Annotated in this window: 15 protein-coding genes and 1 other annotated feature; of the genes, 6 read left to right on the top strand and 9 right to left on the bottom strand. The window is 58.8% G+C overall.

The window, feature by feature from the left end:
• Nucleotides 1-113: 113 nt before the first annotated feature.
• Nucleotides 114-1682 (bottom strand): flagellin N-terminal helical domain-containing protein, encoded by a 1569-nt coding sequence (locus ACTG2W_RS02060; RefSeq protein ID WP_181281634.1) that lies wholly within the window; start codon nucleotides 1680-1682, stop codon nucleotides 114-116.
• A 293-nt stretch (nucleotides 1683-1975) separates the two neighbouring features.
• Here ACTG2W_RS02060 and ACTG2W_RS02055 point away from each other — a divergent pair, with 293 nt between their 5' ends.
• Both ACTG2W_RS02055 and ACTG2W_RS02050 read left to right on the top strand, forming a co-directional pair.
• Nucleotides 1976-3169 carry a class I SAM-dependent methyltransferase gene (locus ACTG2W_RS02055; RefSeq protein WP_005336736.1) on the top strand — a complete coding sequence of 398 codons (1194 nt, stop codon included), beginning with the start codon at nucleotides 1976-1978 and terminating at the stop codon, nucleotides 3167-3169.
• Between the two features lie 345 nt (nucleotides 3170-3514).
• Nucleotides 3515-4699, top strand: a complete 1185-nt coding sequence (locus ACTG2W_RS02050; protein WP_106843680.1) for an acyltransferase family protein — start codon at nucleotides 3515-3517, stop codon at nucleotides 4697-4699.
• Nucleotides 4700-4733: 34 nt separating this feature from the next.
• Here the strand turns inward: ACTG2W_RS02050 and ACTG2W_RS02045 are convergent, their stop codons facing one another.
• A complete protein-coding gene (locus tag ACTG2W_RS02045; RefSeq protein ID WP_128835677.1) occupies nucleotides 4734-5162 on the bottom strand; it encodes a GNAT family N-acetyltransferase in 429 nt (142 codons plus the stop codon).
• Nucleotides 5163-5567: 405 nt separating this feature from the next.
• On the opposite strand from ACTG2W_RS02045, the gene selD reads away from it, so the two are divergent.
• Genes selD through ACTG2W_RS02030 form a run of 3 tightly spaced genes read left to right on the top strand, consistent with a single transcriptional unit; the run spans nucleotide 5568 to nucleotide 8384 of the window.
• The gene (selD, locus tag ACTG2W_RS02040; protein WP_421308019.1) at nucleotides 5568-6605 is read left to right on the top strand and encodes a selenide, water dikinase SelD; all 1038 of its coding nucleotides are present in this window, start codon (nucleotides 5568-5570) and stop codon (nucleotides 6603-6605) included.
• Nucleotides 6602-7717: a tRNA 2-selenouridine(34) synthase MnmH gene (gene mnmH, locus ACTG2W_RS02035; protein WP_421308017.1), complete on the top strand. Its 1116-nt coding sequence runs from the start codon at nucleotides 6602-6604 to the stop codon at nucleotides 7715-7717. The genes selD and mnmH overlap by 4 nt, the downstream gene beginning before the upstream one ends.
• A gap of 22 nt (nucleotides 7718-7739) precedes the next feature.
• A complete protein-coding gene (locus ACTG2W_RS02030; protein ID WP_193859206.1) occupies nucleotides 7740-8384 on the top strand; it encodes an MBL fold metallo-hydrolase in 645 nt (214 codons plus the stop codon).
• A gap of 189 nt (nucleotides 8385-8573) precedes the next feature.
• On the opposite strand, the gene rnd is transcribed toward ACTG2W_RS02030, so the two are convergent.
• The 7 genes from rnd to ACTG2W_RS01995 all read right to left on the bottom strand — a co-directional run bounded on the left by rnd (nucleotide 8574) and on the right by ACTG2W_RS01995 (nucleotide 16215).
• Nucleotides 8574-9686, bottom strand: coding sequence for a ribonuclease D (rnd, locus tag ACTG2W_RS02025; RefSeq protein ID WP_323914305.1), 1113 nt, complete (start codon nucleotides 9684-9686; stop codon nucleotides 8574-8576).
• A gap of 108 nt (nucleotides 9687-9794) precedes the next feature.
• Complete coding sequence (gene fadD / locus ACTG2W_RS02020) at nucleotides 9795-11471, bottom strand: long-chain-fatty-acid--CoA ligase FadD (RefSeq protein ID WP_440016536.1); 1677 nt, start codon at nucleotides 11469-11471, stop codon at nucleotides 9795-9797.
• A 198-nt stretch (nucleotides 11472-11669) separates the two neighbouring features.
• Complete coding sequence (locus ACTG2W_RS02015; RefSeq protein WP_075115354.1) at nucleotides 11670-12536, bottom strand: alpha/beta fold hydrolase; 867 nt, start codon at nucleotides 12534-12536, stop codon at nucleotides 11670-11672.
• Nucleotides 12537-12556: 20 nt separating this feature from the next.
• Nucleotides 12557-13072, bottom strand: a complete 516-nt coding sequence (locus tag ACTG2W_RS02010; RefSeq protein WP_374811881.1) for a Slp family lipoprotein — start codon at nucleotides 13070-13072, stop codon at nucleotides 12557-12559.
• Between the two features lie 118 nt (nucleotides 13073-13190).
• The gene (gene tsaB / locus ACTG2W_RS02005; RefSeq protein WP_429135143.1) at nucleotides 13191-13892 is read right to left on the bottom strand and encodes a tRNA (adenosine(37)-N6)-threonylcarbamoyltransferase complex dimerization subunit type 1 TsaB; all 702 of its coding nucleotides are present in this window, start codon (nucleotides 13890-13892) and stop codon (nucleotides 13191-13193) included.
• A 90-nt stretch (nucleotides 13893-13982) separates the two neighbouring features.
• On the bottom strand, nucleotides 13983-15902 hold the full coding sequence (locus ACTG2W_RS02000; RefSeq protein WP_440016024.1) for an ATP-dependent DNA helicase: 1920 nt from the start codon (nucleotides 15900-15902) through the stop codon (nucleotides 13983-13985).
• A 67-nt stretch (nucleotides 15903-15969) separates the two neighbouring features.
• Entirely contained in the window at nucleotides 15970-16215 is a 246-nt protein-coding gene (locus tag ACTG2W_RS01995; protein ID WP_421296098.1) for a hypothetical protein, read from the bottom strand.
• Nucleotides 16216-16403: 188 nt separating this feature from the next.
• Nucleotides 16404-16532: a sequence feature (His leader region), on the top strand.
• Between the two features lie 24 nt (nucleotides 16533-16556).
• Between ACTG2W_RS01995 and hisG the strand changes: the two genes are divergently transcribed.
• Entirely contained in the window at nucleotides 16557-17453 is an 897-nt protein-coding gene (gene hisG, locus ACTG2W_RS01990) for an ATP phosphoribosyltransferase (protein WP_440016023.1), read from the top strand.
• Nucleotides 17454-17462 lie beyond the last annotated feature (9 nt).

Genomic DNA, 17462 nt, shown 5'->3' with positions numbered 1-17462 from the left:
CCGGCAACAAGAAGCAATAAGAAAAGAGGCCACCCATTGGGTGGCCTCTTTGTCTTTATGGATAGTGACCATGAATGATAGCGACCAATTGCTATGCCGGCTGGCAGTCCCGCTCAGGATTGCAGCAAACTCAGGGCCGCATTGGGGCGACTGTTTGCCTGACTCAAAATCGAAGCACTCGCCTGCTGCAAGATTTGGGTGCTGACCAAGCGCGCCGATTCCACAGCCATGTCGGCATCCCGGATCCTTGAGCGAGCAGCGCTGAGGTTCTCATTGGCATTGGCCAGATTGCGTACCCGTGAATCCAGCGCGTTGGCTTGGGCCCCGAGCCGAGCGCGCTGAACACCCAGCTGTTTCATACCCACATCCAGGGTTTTGATGGCCCTGCTGGCGTTGTCGTAACTCAGGACATCAATGTTATCAACGGTATATTTCTTCTTGTCCTCTTGATAAAAGCCAAGCGCATGCAAGCTGGATCCCTGCATATCAATATTGGAATACTTGTCGCCTGATGAGCGCAGCTCCATCTGACCGATATACGTCGTCGATGTAACGTCGGGTAGCAAAGCGCTCAGAGAGGAACTACTGATCACCGGAGGCGCCGGTGGTGCTGGCTGCGGAGGGGGAGTTGTGCCATTGGCCAGCGCAAGGCTGTTGCCCTGAGCGCTATGCATGGTCAACGCATTGCTGGCGGGATTGCTGTTGTTGGAGGCACTCACATAAAAACTCAGACCTGCCGATTGCGCAGTACTGTTGATGCGTTGAACCACGGTTGCCATGATGGCACTATTTTTTGCTGTCGGATTGACCGGATCCCATCCGGTCATATCAATGCCTGTGGTCAAATCCACAGAGTGACCCGCCACATCGATATAGGAGGGTAATGCGGATAAATCGACCGCGGAGGCGACTGAAAATGGCAGTTGTTGCGCTTGTACCGGCCCCTGATTATTGGGAAAGGTGGTGCCATTAATATCTGCCACGAACGCTTCCAGGGTTGAATAGTCCTTGTCAAAAGTGACGCCATTAAGGGTGATAGGCTGAGATGAAAGCTTGAGATCAGCAATGTCATACGCCCCTGGCTTGCTTCCTGCCGGACTGCGCGCTTGCCACTCCATCTCCCCCAGATTTTTGGTCTGGGCATTGAGATCGGTAATGACGGTATTCTGTCCTGCATAGGCACCGACCAAGAAGATACCTTCGTAACTCCCCGCCAGCAGGTCCTGTCCGGCAAACCGGGTACCTGTAGCAATCCGGTCCATCTCCAACTGCAGTTGCTTGAACTCAGCATTCAGGGCTACGCGATCCTCTGCCGTATTGGCACCGCTTCCCGACTGCAGTGCCAGGGTGCGCATCCGCTGCATCAGGTTCACCGACTCATCAAGCGCCCCATCGGCGACGTTGATCACCGAGATCCCATCATTGGCGTTGCGAATAGCGGTGTTGGTCCCGTTCACTTCACTGGTGAGGCGATTACTGATCTGCAAGCCTGCTGCATCATCAGCGGCACTGTTGATGCGCAAGCCGGATGAGAGTCGTCGATATACCGAATCCAGCGTGTTGGATGATTGACCAAGATGGCGAGAAGCATTGAGGGCAGAAATATTAGTAGCGATGGAGAGGAACATGGACAGCTCGATACAGGAAAGATTCAAAATGGTCTCCCCCACTATCGACATCATCAAATGACTCTTTAGCGAAAATCACTATAAAGTAAGGTTAAAACGCTTTATTGACTACATTGCGCACACATAGCGACCAGCAATGAACAAAAAACAAGCACAACCAACTGTGGCATATAAGATAAACAGCGTGAAACGCCAACATTGAGATTCTGCAAATCTTGCATATGCAACACTCGGGCGTTGTCCAGATGTACAATTCGTCACTCTGCCATATACCAGCAAAGGCTGGCTTAGCCGCACTATTGCACATAGAATGTGGCCCCTTTTCTTTCTACCATCGGCAAACATCCATGAGCGCTTCCATCTATCTCGTCAAAGGCCGCGAAAAATCCCTGCTGCGTCGCCACCCCTGGATCTTCTCCAAGGGGATTGAGCGGGTTCAGGGCAACCCCATTGACGGCGATACCGTCGAGATCTATGCCAACGATGGCAAGTGGCTCGCCCGTGGCGCCTGGTCAGGCAGCTCCCAGATCCGTGCCCGAGTCTGGACCTTCGACAAGGATGAGACCGTCGATCTCGACTTCTTTATCCGTCGTCTCAAATATGCGCAGGAGTCTCGCGATCCGCTGATCAAGCGTCAGGGTCTCACCGGCTATCGCCTCTGCGCCGCCGAATCCGACGGCCTGCCGGGTCTGACCATCGACCGTTATGCCGATTTTCTGGTGTGCCAGATCCTCTCTGCCGGTGCCGAGTTCCAGCGTGAGCTGATAACGCAAGCACTGCGCACCCTCTACCCCGAGTGCAGCATCTATGAGCGCTCCGATGTGGCAGTGCGCAAGAAGGAAGGGCTGAAAGAGCGCACCGGCGTTATCTATGGCGAGACCCCGAACGAGCCGGTGGTCATTGAAGAGAACGGTGGCGTCAAGATCCTGGTGGACATTCGCAATGGCCACAAAACCGGTTTCTATCTGGATCAGCGGGACAACCGTCAGGCTGCCGCCAAATACACCGAAGGCAAACGGGTCCTCAACTGCTTCTGCTACACCGGCGGTTTTGGCGTTTATGCCCTCAAGGGCGGCGCCAAGGAGGTGGTCAACGTCGATCTCTCCCAGAATGCGCTGGATATTGCCCGCCAGAACGCCGAGCTGAACGGGCTGGATACCAGCAACACCCAGTTTGTCCGTCACGACGTGTTCAAGCTGCTGCGTGAATACCGCGAAAAGGGCGAGAAATTCGATGTCATCGTGCTGGATCCGCCCAAGTTCGCCGAGAGCAAGGCGCAGCTGCTGGGTGCCTGCCGTGGCTACAAGGACATCAACATGCTGGCGTTCCAACTGCTGGCGCCGGGTGGCGTGCTCTTGACCTACTCCTGCTCCGGCCTGATGGAGCAGAGCCTGTTCCAGAAGATCGTTGCCGATGCAGCGCTCGATGCCGGTCGCGATGCCCAGATCCTGGAGCTGCTCTCCCAGGCTTCTGATCACCCTATCGGTACCGCCTATCCGGAAGGCTTCTACCTCAAGGGTCTGGTGGTACGCGCCCGCTGATCGGCAACCACCCTCCCCTTGTGATCAATCAGGCCCCTTGCGGGCCTGATTGTTTTGCTTTACGCCTATAGACCTGCCCCTTGCTCCGTTGACCACCCTCTCTGCTTTATGGGTGTTCTCTCTCCTCCTCTTTCCCTGCCTGCGTCCCACGTTCTTATCTGTTTAAATTTTTTTGCACAATAACTGCACATTTATGATTTAAATCACACCCGTATGGCTCTCTTTTCCGTAGTGTGATTCCGCCTGCGGCAGCCAAGCCGGGGCAACCGTCCCATCAGGATTGATGGACGGTACAACAACAAAAATCGATGTCAGGCCAAGCTGAACATCACAAGGGATCCTGTTATGAATCAATCATTGCCGCTGTTAACGCCGCTGCGGGGCATCGCTGCCCTGATGGTGGTGCTGTTCCATGCCCGCTTGCTGCTCTTTCCCCAGTGGATGGAGTCGATCGCAGGCCACACCCAACTCATCGAGAATGGCTACCTCTGGGTCGACCTGTTCTTTATTTTGAGCGGCGTGGTGCTGGCCCATGTCTATGGCGAGGCCTTCACCCGCACGCCCCGCACCGTGAGCTATGGCCGCTTTCTCTGGCTGCGGCTGACCCGTGTCTACCCCCTCTATCTGGTGACCCTGCTGCTGCTGGTCGGCTGGGAGCTTTACAAGGCGCAGCACGGGGTCGGCTTCTATGCCGGCCCCTTGTTCAAAATGTGGGAGTGGGAAGGGATGCCCCCCTTCGGCTCCCCCTTCACCCCGGCCGAGGCGCTGCCGAGCGCCTTCCTGCTGCTACAGGTGGTGACCGATCACGGGCTGACCTGGAACTTCGCCGCCTGGTCCCTCAGCGTAGAGTGGATCAGCTACCTGCTGTTCCCGCTGCTTATTCCGCTGGCGGTCACCCGCAGTCGCTGGAGCCATCTCGCCCCCCTGCTGGCGCTGACGGTGCTGGCCTTTATCGTGCACAGTCGCGGCACCCTGGATGTCACCAGCGGCGCGCTGGCGGTGGGGCGCGGGGTGAGCGAATTTGTGCTCGGCCTCTGGCTGCTGCCGAGGGTCAAGGCTGCGAAAAACTTCCCCATGATGAAGCGGGATCTGCCGCTGCTGGTCGCCTTTGTGCTGCCCTTCGCACTGATGCAGTTCACCATGACGCCGCAGCTGACACTGCTGCTGATCGGCTCCTACGTGCTGCTGATCTGGATTTCAGCCGCCCAGGGGGAGCGCCAGAGCCCGCTGCTGCACCTTTTGGATAACCGCTTCACCAACTGGCTGGGAGATCTCTCCTACTCCATCTACCTGCTCCATGCGCTGGTGCTGCTCACTGGCTGCGAGCTCATCCACTATCTGGCACCGGGGTTCACCGAGTGGTGGTATGGCCAGACCAACCCGCTGCTGGGGGTAGTGGCCACCTTGCTGATGCTGGCGGTGCTGATCGGGCTATCGGCGCTGAGCTACAACCTGCTGGAGCGGCCACTGCAACGGCGCCTGCGCCGCTGGGGCAAGGCGCGGCAACCGGCGCTGGAGCAAGCCGGATAAGTTAATCTCGCCCTGTCTGGATGAGTTGACGGGCTTATGCCAACTCATCCAGTACCAGTTCATCCAGACTGCTCATCACCCAAGCGCTCGGGTGCTGGCTAAATCCGAGCTTGGGGTAGTACGCCACTGCCTGCGGTGCGGCCAGCAGGATCAGCTTGCAGCCCTGCTGCAATTGCAAAAACGTCTCGCGAATAAGGGCTTTACCAATCCCCAGCCCCTGCACCGACTCGGCTACCGCCAGATCCGAGAGGTAGCAGCAAAAATGAAAATCGGTCACTGAACGGGCCACCCCGACCAAGGTCTCGCCCTGCCAGGCGGTGATCAGCAAATTGGCGTTATCCAGCATGCCCTGCAGGGTGGCGGGACGGTCCAGCGGCCGTCTCGCCCCCAACGAGGTCTGCGCCAACAACTCCGCGAACTGCGCCGTGGTGATGGGGTGGTTAACCAAAAGTGTGGTGGTCACTAAGCTCTCCTGTTGTAGATCGGCTGTTGCGTGCTGTTGGTCTCTTTGACGTTCTTTTTGCTGCATCTGCACTGCAATCATTCAGTCAGCGCCGGATCCAGACCGATGACAGGGAAGTGAGGGCAATTCCCTGCTGTTTATGTGAATTCCTGTTCGAACCCCAAGGGGCAAATGTGGCATAATGCCCCGTCCTGTGGCCCTTGGCGGGGCTGCGCTGGCGCACCTTGTCGCCCTTTTCTTCCCCGTCCGGCCTGGCGGTCCTTCATAACTGCCAGTCATCGCTGCCCCTGTTGGCACCGAGGCCACCCATATTTGCGGCTTCTTGTCATTCTCTCTACAAGGCCGCCCATTGACCAAGACGGCTCCACAGAGCCTCTGCTCTGTTTGCAAATAAAAGGGGTAAGTATGTCTTCCATTCGTCTGACCCAATACAGCCACGGCGCTGGCTGCGGCTGCAAAATCTCTCCCAAGGTACTCGACACCATCCTCAAGAGCCAGATCCCGGGCTTCAACGACCCGACCCTGATCGTTGGCAACAGCAGCAAAGATGACGCGGCCGTGGTCGATATCGGCAACGGTCAGGGCATTGTCTCCACCACCGACTTCTTCATGCCCATCGTCGATGACCCCTTCACTTTTGGCCGCATCGCCGCCACCAACGCCATCAGCGATATCTACGCCATGGGCGGCAAGCCCATCGTCGCCATCGCCATCCTCGGCTGGCCCATCAATACCCTGCCCGCCGAAGTGGCCCAGCAGGTGATCGACGGCGGCCGTCAGGTGTGCCATGAAGCGGGCATTTCGCTGGCCGGTGGTCACAGTATCGATGCCCCCGAGCCCATCTTCGGCCTCGCGGTAACCGGTATCGTGCCTCTGAATGCCATCAAGCAGAACGACACCGCCAAGGTGGGTGACACCCTCTATCTGACCAAGCCCCTCGGTATCGGTATCCTCACCACCGCCCAGAAGAAGGGCAAGCTGAAGCCCGAACACGAGCAGCTGGCCCCCAACGCCATGTGCACCCTCAACAAGATTGGCCAGCGTTTTGCCGAGCTGCCGGGTGTCCACGCCATGACCGACGTGACCGGTTTTGGTCTGGCTGGCCATCTGCTGGAGATGTGTGAAGGATCTGGCGTCAGTGCCCGCCTCGACTTCAAGGCGCTGCCGCTGCTGGATGAGGTGGATTACTACCTCGCCGAGGGCTGCGTACCGGGCGGTACCCTGCGCAACCACGACTCCTACGGCCACAAGCTGGATGCCATGGACGATCGCACCCGCAACATCATGTGCGATCCGCAAACCAGCGGCGGCCTGCTGGTTGCCGTGGGTAAAGAGAGCGAAGCCGAGCTGCTCGCCATCGCGCACGAAGCTGGCCTTGCGCTCTCGCCCATCGGCCAGATCAAGCCCCTTGAAGGCACCCGCTTTATCGAGATTGTCCAATGAGTGAATTGCCACTGGCCACAGACTACGCCCAGATTTTTTTAGGCGATGTGCCGTTGATTGATGTGCGCGCCCCCATCGAGTTCAAGGAGGGGGCCTTCCCCTGCTCGACCAGCCTGCCCTTGATGACAGACGATGAGCGCGCCCAGGTGGGGACCTGCTTCAAGAAGCAGGGTCAGGCCGCCGCCATTGAGCTTGGACACAAGCTGGTGGGGGGAGCAGTACGTGCCGAACGACTCGAAGGCTGGCTGGCGCAGTTGCGCAAGCAGCCCGATGCCCTGCTCTACTGCTTTCGCGGCGGCCTGCGCTCGCAAACTGTACAACAGTGGCTGGCGGATGCCGGGGTGACTCGCCCCCGCGTCGCCGGTGGCTACAAGGAGCTGCGCCGTTTCCTGATCGACACCCAGGACAAGGCCTCTGCCGAGTGCCGCTGGACTGTGCTGACCGGCATGACCGGCTCCGGCAAGACCCATATGCTGGACCATGTTGCCCAGGCGCTCGATCTGGAAGGACACGCCCATCACAGGGGGTCGTCGTTTGGTCAGCTGCCCGGCGGCCAGCCCAGCAACATCAATTTTGAAAACAACATGGCCATCGAGCTGCTCAAGCGCCGCCATCAGGGCGAGCATGCCTTCGTGGTCGAAGATGAGAGTCGCCTGATCGGCCGCTGCTGCCTGCCCCTCTCCCTCCATGAGGCCATGAGTCAGGCACCGCTGGTGGTGGTGGATGTACCGCAGGAGGAGCGCGCCGAGCAGATCCGCGAAGATTACGTGCACGATCTCTGGCTGCGCTATCAAGCCATGTATGGCCAAGAAGAGGGATGGCCGCTGTTTGCCGCCTATCTCACCGATGCGTTGGCCCGCCTCAAGCGCCGTCTTGGCGATCTGGCCCACCGCGAGCTGGATGCCCTGATGCAGACCGCCCTCACCGAGCAGGAAAAGAGCGGCGATACCGGGCTGCATCTGGCCTGGATCACGTTGCTGCTGACCCGCTACTACGACCCCATGTATCTCTATCAGCTTGGCAACAAGCAGGAGCGCATCGTGTTTCGCGGTGACAAGCAGGCCTGTCTCGACTATTTCGCCGAGCAGCATGCCAGCTCGCTGCGCGGCTGACCCATCCCAAGAGAGGAACTCTATGTTGAAATTCGAGGTGATCCCGGTCACCCAGTTCGCCCAGAACTGCTCCCTCATCTGGTGTGACGAGACCCATCAGGCGGCCCTGATCGATCCGGGCGGCGAAGCGGAAAAACTGCTGGCCGCCATCGCCAAGCGCGGCCTGACCCTGACTCATATCCTGCTGACCCACGGTCATCTGGATCATGTGGGTGCCGCCGCCGCTCTGCGGGAAAAGACCGGCGTCGCCATTACCGGCCCCCACAAGGAGGACGCCTTCTGGCTCGACATGCTGCCCCAGCAGAGCCAGATGTTCGGCTTTGCCCATACCCCCGCCTTCACGCCGGATCGCTGGCTGGAGCAGGGTGACAAGGTGCAGGTTGGCCAGTGCGAACTGGAGGTCTACTTCTGCCCCGGCCACACCCCGGGCCATATCGTGCTGCTGAGTCAGGCCGAAAAACTCGCCTGGGTTGGCGATGTGCTGTTTGCCGGCAGCATCGGCCGCACCGACTTCCCCCGTGGGGATCACGGTACGCTGATCAAGTCGATCACCGAGACCCTGCTGCCGCTGGGTGACGAAATCGTCTTTATCCCGGGCCACGGCCCCAGCTCTACCTTCGGCCGCGAGAAGGTGAGCAACCCCTACCTGACCCAGCCTATCTGGTGATCAAAAAAGGCAGCGGTGTTAGCCGCTGCCTTTTCTTCTCTGCTCTCTTTTTCATTCTCGACTCCTGCCAACCGGCCAGCCATGTCCCCTCTGCGTTCTCCAGTTCAGCATGCCTGTTTGTCTCTTTCGCCCAATAAAAATCCCCACCCGAGGGTGAGGATTGATTTATAAGTGCAACCGTAAGGTGGCTTATTGTGCCAGCAGGTGACCGACCAGCTCATGACGCCACCCTTGCAGCAGCATCGGCTTGTCGCTGCGGGCCCGCTCTTCGTCGTTCATCCGCCAGCTCCAGGTGAAGTACTGGTGAATGATCTTCTTGCTGGCAATCAGCTCGGGCGGAATATTGCTGGCCTTGGCCTTCTCTTCCACCATGGCCTTGATGCGCTTGAGCTCGCCCTTGTACTGGGGATAGTCCACCAGCCGGCGAATGGGCTCGGGCCAGCTGTCAGGATCGCTCTGCTGCGCCTTGGCGACGATATCGAGCATCCGCTTGCCGTGGATCTTGATCTCGATGGGCGAGAGGCCGAGCTCGTTGAGATCCCGCAGGGAGGCAGGACGACGCTCTGCCACCTTGAACAGGTGCAGCTCTTTGACCACGAAGTTGAGGGCCAGATCCCGGCGCACCGCCTCTTGCTGGCGCCAGGCTGCCAGTTCACGCAGGATGGCCAGCTCGCGGCGCCCCAGTTGCCAGGCGTTGACGATATCGAGATAGGCCTGACGGGGATCGCTACCCTGGGTCTTGCGGGCGGAGTGGTTCTGACACTCCTGCTCGAACCAGGCAAACTTGCCGCTTTCCCGCAGTTTGGTCATCACCTTCTCGTAGAGCGGCATCAGGTAGAAGACATCCGCCGCCGCGTATTCAAGCTGACGTGGCGTAAGCGGGCGGGCCAGCCAATCAGTGCGCGCTTGATCTTTTTCCAGCTCGACCCCAAGGAATTCGTTCACCAGCGCACCAAAGCCGACCGAGACGCCGTAACCGAGAAAGGCGGTAGCCAACTGGGTATCGTGCATCTGGTTGGGCAGGTGGCCCGCCTGATGCTGGATAAGCTCCAGATCTTCGCCAGAGGCGTGCAGGATGGCGATCTGCCCTTCCCTGCCCAGTCGCTGCCAGAGGGCGGAGAGATCCAGGGTCAGCGGATCCAGTAGCGCCAGATGCTCGCCGTCATAGATCTGGAACAGGCCAAGCTGGGGGTAGTAGGTACGGGTGCGAACGAATTCAGTATCGATAGCCAGGGGAACGTCGGCCAGAGAAGCGAGATACTGCTCAAGTTCGTCTTGCTGAGTGATAAGTTGATAGTGCATCTGTGCCTGCGCGGTTGATCAGGGCCAAAAAGAAAAAACCGTGGGATGACCCACGGTTTTGCATAACGACGGTGCTGGTTTGCAGATAATTCTGCAGCTGCAGTCCGGTTATTGCTTGGCAATCTCCTCGTCGCGCAGTACGCGGCGCAGGATCTTGCCCACATTGGTCTTGGGAAGTTCGTCACGAAATTCTACCAGTTTCGGCACCTTATAGGCAGTCAGATGTTTACGGCAGTGGGCAATAATCTCGTCCTCCTGCAATTTTGCATCTTTCTTGACCACAAAGATCTTCACCAGCTCACCGGAAACCTTGTGCGGCACACCGACGGCGGCCACTTCCAGCACTTTCGGGTGCAGGGCGACGACATCTTCGATCTCGTTCGGGTAGACGTTGAAACCGGAGACCAGGATCATGTCCTTCTTGCGGTCAACGATCTTGAAGAAGCCCTGCTCGTCGCACACCGCGATATCACCGGTACAGAGCCAGCCATCCTGCATCACTTCGGCGGTCGCCTCGGGACGCTGCCAGTAGCCCACCATCACTTGCGGGCCGCGCACCTGCATTTCGCCCGGGGTGCCGAGGGCGTGGATCACCTGACCGTTGTCATCCACCAGCCGGATCTCGGTAGAGCAGACCGGCAAACCGATAGAGCCGTTGTAATCAGTCAGATCGTAGGGGCAGACGCTCACCAGTGGCGAACACTCGGTCAGGCCGTAGCCTTCCAGCAGCGGAGTGTCGGTCAATGTCTTCCACTTCTCCGCAACCGCGCGCTGCACTGCCATGCCGCCGCCGATGGTCAGCTTGAGCTTGTCAAAGGCGATGCCCTGAAACTCTTCGTTGTTGACCAACGCATTGAACAGGGTGTTAACCCCGGTAATGCAGGTGAAGGGGTACTTCTTGATCTCTTTGACAAAACCCGGGATATCGCGCGGGTTGCTGATGAGCAGGTTGTAACCGCCAAGGCGCATAAAGAGCAGGCAGTTCACGGTCAGGGCAAAAACGTGGTAGAGCGGCAGCGCGGTGACCACAAACTCCTTGCCACGCTCCAGCATGGGGCCGTAGACGCCGAGGCACTGCTCGACGTTGGCAATCATGTTGCGATGGGTCAGCATGGCCCCTTTGGAGAGACCGGTGGTGCCGCCGGTGTACTGCAGGAAGGCGAGATCGTCGTTAGTGATCTCCGGCTTGATGTACTGCAGGAAACGCCCCTTGGAGAGGGCCTGACGCATGGTGGTGGCGTGGGGCAGATTGTATTTCGGCACCAGCTTCTTGACGTACTTGACCACGAAGTTGACCAAGGTGCCCTTGGCCAGCCCCAGATTGTCCCCCATCCGGGTCAGGATAACGTGCTTGATCGGGGTGTCGTAGACCACTTTTTCCAGGGTATGGGCGAAGTTGGAGACGATGACGATGGCTTTGGCACCGGAATCTTTGAGCTGATGCTCCAGCTCGCGCGGGGTATAGAGCGGGTTGACGTTGACCACGATCATGCCGGCGCGCAGGATGCCGAACACGGCGATGGGGTATTGCAACAGGTTAGGCATCATCACCGCAACCCGATCCCCTTTCTCCAGCTTCAGCTCGTTTTGCAGGTAGGCAGCAAAGGCGCGGGACTGCTCTTCCAGCCGGCGGTAGGTGATGGTTTGGCCCATGTTGACGAAGGCGGGCTGATCGGCAAACTGGGTCACCGAGGATTCGAACATCTCGACCAGGGAGCTGTATTGGTCTGGATTGATCTCGGCGGGGACCCCTTCCGGATAACGTTTCAGCCAGACTTTTTCCACAAACTTCTCCTGCATAACTAGCACCTGTGCGCTCACTGTGTTGCCTCCGTCCCGGTTCACATCCATTTTAATCGGTTGTTTTAAGCTGATGCTCTAATGCCGCCCATATTTACACAGCGCAACATCAATTAACAGCAAATTAACAACAGAAAAATGTGAGGGAGAAAACAAACCTGGAATTATTGAAAGCTGGCGATTCTACCGAACTTGACAAAACTTTACGATACAAACGGCCGTATCAACCGAATTTTCCATATGAAAATGGTGGTTTCCACCCAATATGACCCGCTCGATCTGCTGGAAGGCATCCTGACGAGCCTGCCATTGGGCTTCCAGCGCAGCAAAGCCCTGCTCCCCCTGAATCAACAGCACAGGACAACGGATAGCCGCCATCAATGCCCGAGCCTGTCCTTCGCTCATTCTCAGGGGCGACAGATCCCGCAAACGGGGATCGCTGCGCCAGTGCCAGCGCCCTGCCCGCTCTTCAAGCTGCCGTTCACAGATAAGACGCGCCGCCTGCGGCGTGATATCCGCCACTTTGCAACGGGCGGCGACAGCCTCATCGATGGAGGCAAAGCCGTTGGCACTGCGCTCCCGGGTGCGACTGCGGTTTAAAATCGCACGTCGCAGCTGGGCAGGTACCTCCTCATCGGGTTGGCTCAGCGGCCCCAGCCCCTCCAGCATGATCAACCGCTCCACCTGTTCGGGGAACACCCCGGCATAGGCGGAGGCGATCAACGCCCCGAGGGAGTGACCGAGCAGAGTGAAGCGCGACCACCCTGCCGCCTGCACGATCTGGTAGAGATCGTCCAGCCAGTCGACAAAGACATATGGGGTGGTTTTGTGATCGGAGTGACCGTGCCCCGGCAGATCGACACAGATGAGGTGAAAATCCCCCAGATGCGGCGCCAGCGGCAAGAAGCTGGCACTGTTGTCGAGCCAGCCATGCAAAGCGATCAGCAGGGGTTTGCCCTGCTGATCATGCTCCGCAGACTGGTTATCCAGCAGGGCTACCCGCCGCCCATCAGCCAGGGTCAGCAGACGTTCGTACAGAGTACTCATCATGGGGTTGATCATGGCAAGCCTTAGCGACGCAGCGGCCGTCTCGGCCAGAAGGGATCATAGAAGGGGTCGTAGAAGTAGGGGTCCATATAGCGCACCTCCACCTCCTTGACTGGCGGCCACAGCTTGCTGCCCGTCACATTGAGCACCGAGAAGCGGTACTTGTGCTCGCCAATCTGGCTATCAACCGGTTGGCCTATGGTGCCGAGCACCGTCAGGCTGCGCCCCTTGGCATAGAGGGTCGGATCGACAAAACCCTTCATGATGGCCAGAAAACGGCCCGGGCTCTGCTCGGTCTGCTCCGGCACACCGTTGGACTTGAGCGGCAAATAGACCACTTCAATAACGCTCTGATCCGCCTTGTTGTGCACCGCCGAGATAACGCCGCTCCAGCGGGCCGGTTTGCCCTCCATCCCGCCAAGGGCGGGCTGATAGGCCACCAGCTGGTTTTCTGGCTCATAGTCCAGCTCCTTGGGTACCGAGCTGCAGGCCCCGAGCAGCAGAGCCAGCGCCCCGACCACCATCCCGCGTTTCATCATGTCGCTTCTGCTATTACGCATCATGTCACTCTCCTGTTGCCGGCGTGGCCCGTCGGGCCATCCGCTTTTATTGCAGCTGATGAGCGGCAAGAGCGACATGACATCAGTGCTCCTGCCCTTATTCGCGACCCGGCAGTTTTTTCCAGGTCACCTTGTCACGCAAATAGACCGGCGTCGCTTGTTCAACCGGCACCGCCTCCCCCGCCAGCCAGGCGGCGCGGGCCAGCGGCAGCATGTCTTCTGCCGCCGGGAAGCGCACCTGACTCACCGCCAGCTCATCGGCCAGACCACTCAGGGTCTCGCCATAGGTTTCAAAACCGGTGCCGACGCAGGTCACCCGACCCGCCAGCTTGCCACGGACGTCAACCAGTGCCGCGGGCTCGCTCACCACCTCATCCCCCACCAGCTGCATGCGGTCATCAATTAGCTCATAGCGGCCGAAATAGACCTCGTTCATCCGCGCATCAATGGCGGTCAGCACCTGCTCGGCGCCATCCAGTCGATAGGCGCCTTGCGCCATGGCGGCCAGGGTCGAGATGCCAATCAGCGGCACTCCCGCGCCAAACGCCAGACCTTGCGCCACACTGATGCCGATCCGCACGCCGGTAAAGGAGCCCGGGCCGCGACCGAACGCGATGGCATCGAGGTCACTCAAACTTATCCCGGCATCCTCTAACACAGCCTGAACCATGGGCAGGATTTTTCGGGTGTGATCCCGTGGCGCCTCCTCCCAGCGGGAGAACAGCTTGTCACCCACCAGCAAGGCGGCGGAGCAGGCTTCAGTGGCGGTATCAACGGCCAGGATCTTCAACTCATTCATGCTTTCCAATCTCTATAAAATCAGTCAATTACATAACCGGCAAGCGAGATATGCTCACCCGTTGTTCAAATCTGTTAGCTGGCGGCACACTTATTCACCGCGTTCAGTGCGATCGAAAAAACTCCCTAACGTTCCCAACTCCCGGGTGCGAGGGATGGCGGGCAGACTCTTGATAAAGGTGGCGCCGTAAGGCTTATTGACCATTCGGGGATCACAGATCACCAGCACCCCGTGATCACTGCGATCACGAATAAGCCGCCCCACCCCCTGTTTGAGGGCAATCACCGCCTTGGGCAACTGCAGCTCGGCGAAGGGATCGCCCCCCTTGAGCTTGCAATCATCCACCCGCGCCTTGAGCAGCGGATCATCGGGGCTGGCAAACGGCAGCTTGTCGATGATAACACACGACAACGCCGCCCCTCTTACGTCGATCCCCTCCCAGAAACTGCTGGTCGCCACCAGCACGGCACGGCCATTCTCGACAAACTCCTTGAGCAACCGCTGCTTGTTGTCCTCCCCCTGCAATAAGACGGTGCGGCCAATCTCCCGGCGCAGCACCTCGGCCACCTGACGCATCACCTGATGGCTGGTGCAGAGGAAGAAACAGCCCCCCGGCGTTCTGTTGATGAGGGGGATCATCAGCTTGGCCAGCTGCTCGCCACGGCCAAAGGCGTTGGGCTCCGGCAGATAACGGGGCACACAGAGCCGCGCCTGCTCGCCATAGTCGAACGGGCTGTCGAGAATAAGCTCGGCGCTGCCCGCCAGCCCCAGCTCGGCTTTGAAGTGATCAAACCGCATATCCACCGTCAAGGTGGCGGAGGTGAAGACCCAGGCCACTTCCGGTCTTTGCACCTCGGCACTGAATCGCTCGGCCACCGACAGCGGCGTGAGATTGAGGGTGAAATGAAGCCGTGAGCAGTCGTACCAGTAGGAGAAACCGGTCTGGTTAACCGCCAGCACCTCGCCAAGACGGGTGCGCAGTTCACTGATGCGCTCGAAGGCGTGATCCAGCTGCTCGCCACGGCCGAGAGCCAGTTTCAGCACCTCGTAGCAGAGCCCGATGGCATCGTTAAGACGAGCCAGAGCCTGCCCCCAAAGCGGCTGGCGCAGCATGTCGCGGGTATTGCCACGACCGCCATCTACCCCGAAGGCCAGACGCAGATCCTGACTGGCGATGGCAAGCCGGTCCGCTGCCTTGCCGAGCTGGGCCATATCGTGGGCCTCGGCCCGATAGGCGAGCTGGATATCCTGTGCCAAATCCAGAATGGTACGGCTGCCCACCGACTTGCCAAAGTAGCTGGTGGCGATCTCCGGCAGCTGATGGGCTTCATCAAACACATAGACCTGAGCTTCCGGTACCAGCTCGCCAAATCCGGTGTCTTTGACCGCCATATCGGCGAAGAAGAGGTGATGGTTGATCACCACCACCTGGGCGTCCATGGCGCGGCGGCGGGCCACCACCAGATGGCAGTCGTCGTAATAGGGGCAATCCCGACCGAGGCAGTTGTCGTTGGTGCTGGTGACGTGGGCGAGGATCTCGGCGTTCTCCTGCAATCCCGGAATATCCCCCACATCGCCGTTATCGGTAGCAGTGGACCAGGATTTGACCTTCACCAGATCGTTGAGAATTTCAGGCTTTTGCAGATGGGATTCGCTCAAGAGCCGGTTCATACGCTCGATGCAGAGATAGTTGCTGCGCCCCTTGAGCAGGGCCACCGGTGGGGTGTAGGAGAGCGCCCCTGTGATGGTCGGGAGATCCCGATAGAAGAGCTGCTCCTGCAGGTTCTTGGAGCCAGTACTGATCACCACCCGCTTGCCGGATTCCAGCGCAGGGACCAGATAGGCGTAGGTCTTGCCGGTACCGGTTCCTGCCTCCACCAACAGACGGCCACCACTTTTGATGGCGCGTGCGACCGCTTCGGCCATCTCCAGTTGGGGAGCGCGGGCTTTGAAACCGTCGATATGGCTGGCCAGAGGGCCATCTGGCTTGAACAGGGTCTGGATGGTCAAAAGGGCGTCCCGCAGCAAAAGCGGCCATTATGCCAAAAGCGGGGCAAAAGCGGGACAGATAATCTGCCTAGACGAACAGATCGATCTGATGCTCGGGGTCCGGCTTGTGATCACCCTCCTCCGCCTTGGGCTGATCACGTTTGGCGGGCGTATTATACGCCTGCTGGCGCTGCTGGGAGTCACTGTTGTCAGTGCCGGTCTTGCGCAGCTGGTGCTTTTTGCTGATCTGGTTCACTTCCCGCTTGATCTCTTCGCTGCCGGGCGCAGCGGGTGCCCTGGGCAAAATGGGAAACAACAGGTCCTGGCTGGGCATGATGGCGACTCCTGCAAGGGGTTATTGTCTAGTTATCGGCCAGAAAACCGTTTTCGCCACTTTAATCGATCAAATCACAATTTCGGGTTGCATTTTCTGTCAAGGCAGGTAGTGTAAATCAGGCGTCAATTACGACATATTATTTTGTAAAGGATTGATTACATGAAGTTCACCACCCTGAAGACTCATCACCACCATCATCATCCCGAATAGTCTTTCAGGAGGTTGACTGCTGGAAGACACGTTACTGGTGACTTCCAAAAGGACCGCAAGATTCATAAACCCTCGGAAGCACCCACTTCCGAGGGTTTTTTCGTTTTTGACTAAAAGGAAATCGAGCAATGGAAACACAACGTCTGCGTATCGCCATGCAAAAGTCCGGTCGTCTGAGCCAGGACTCCCAAGCTCTGTTCAAGAGCTGCGGCCTCAAGATCAACCTGCGCGAGCAGCGCCTTATCGCCCATGTCGAGAACATGCCCATCGATATCCTGCGGGTGCGCGATGACGACATCCCGGGGCTGGTAATGGAAGGGGTGGTCGACCTTGGCATCATCGGCGAGAACGTGCTGGAAGAGGTGCAGCTGATCCGCGCTTCTCAGGGTCAGCCCTTTGCGGTCAAGACTCTCAAGCAGCTCGATTTTGGCGGCTGCCGCCTCTCGCTGGCGGTGCCGGAAGATGTGGCCTACACAGGGCCAGAGAGCTTGGCCGGCAAACGCATCGCCACCTCCTATCCCGGGCTGCTCAAGCGCTTCTTTGACGAAAAAGGGCTCAATTTCAAGAGCGTGATGCTGGGCGGCTCGGTGGAAGTGGCACCGCGCGCGGGTCTCGCCGATGCCATCTGCGATCTGGTCTCCACCGGAGCGACCCTGGAAGCCAATGGTCTGAAAGAAGTAGAGGTGATCTACCGCTCCAAAGCGGTGCTGGTACAGGCCCCCAACCCCTTGTCCGATGCCAAGCAGAAGATCATCGACACCCTGCTGCCCCGCATTCAGGGGATGCAGCAGGCGCGCGAGAGCAAGTACATCATGCTGCACGCCCCCAAAGAGAAGCTCGATGCCATCACCGATCTGCTGCCGGGTGCCGAGCGCCCCACCATCATGCAACTGGCCGGTGACACCAATCAGGTGGCCCTGCACGTCGTCTCCAGCGAGACCCTGTTCTGGGAGACCATGGAACAGCTCAAGGCGCTGGGTGCCAGCTCCATTCTGGTGCTGCCCATCGAAAAGATGATGGAATAAGGAAGGGAC

It is taken from the genome of Aeromonas sp. 96A, from assembly GCF_051919165.1.
Classification (GTDB): Bacteria; Pseudomonadota; Gammaproteobacteria; order Enterobacterales; family Aeromonadaceae; genus Aeromonas; species Aeromonas veronii.
Note: the sequence above shows the minus strand (reverse complement) of the source record. Positions and strands in the feature narration are given on the sequence as shown.

Excerpts from the sequence above, each read along its gene's own strand:
- ACTG2W_RS02015 (WP_075115354.1), bottom strand. The coding sequence starts at position 12,536 with ATGATGAGTACTCTGTACGAACGTCTGCTGACCCTGGCTGATGGGCGG.
- tsaB (WP_429135143.1), bottom strand. The coding sequence starts at position 13,892 with ATGAATGAGTTGAAGATCCTGGCCGTTGATACCGCCACTGAAGCCTGC.
- mnmH (WP_421308017.1), top strand. The coding sequence starts at position 6,602 with ATGAGTGAATTGCCACTGGCCACAGACTACGCCCAGATTTTTTTAGGC.
- ACTG2W_RS02060 (WP_181281634.1), bottom strand. The coding sequence starts at position 1,682 with ATGATGTCGATAGTGGGGGAGACCATTTTGAATCTTTCCTGTATCGAG.
- hisG (WP_440016023.1), top strand. The coding sequence starts at position 16,557 with ATGGAAACACAACGTCTGCGTATCGCCATGCAAAAGTCCGGTCGTCTG.
- ACTG2W_RS02050 (WP_106843680.1), top strand. The coding sequence starts at position 3,515 with ATGAATCAATCATTGCCGCTGTTAACGCCGCTGCGGGGCATCGCTGCC.
- selD (WP_421308019.1), top strand. The coding sequence starts at position 5,568 with ATGTCTTCCATTCGTCTGACCCAATACAGCCACGGCGCTGGCTGCGGC.
- rnd (WP_323914305.1), bottom strand. The coding sequence starts at position 9,686 with ATGCACTATCAACTTATCACTCAGCAAGACGAACTTGAGCAGTATCTC.
- ACTG2W_RS02010 (WP_374811881.1), bottom strand. The coding sequence starts at position 13,072 with ATGATGAAACGCGGGATGGTGGTCGGGGCGCTGGCTCTGCTGCTCGGG.
- ACTG2W_RS02030 (WP_193859206.1), top strand. The coding sequence starts at position 7,740 with ATGTTGAAATTCGAGGTGATCCCGGTCACCCAGTTCGCCCAGAACTGC.
- ACTG2W_RS01995 (WP_421296098.1), bottom strand. The coding sequence starts at position 16,215 with ATGCCCAGCCAGGACCTGTTGTTTCCCATTTTGCCCAGGGCACCCGCT.
- ACTG2W_RS02055 (WP_005336736.1), top strand. The coding sequence starts at position 1,976 with ATGAGCGCTTCCATCTATCTCGTCAAAGGCCGCGAAAAATCCCTGCTG.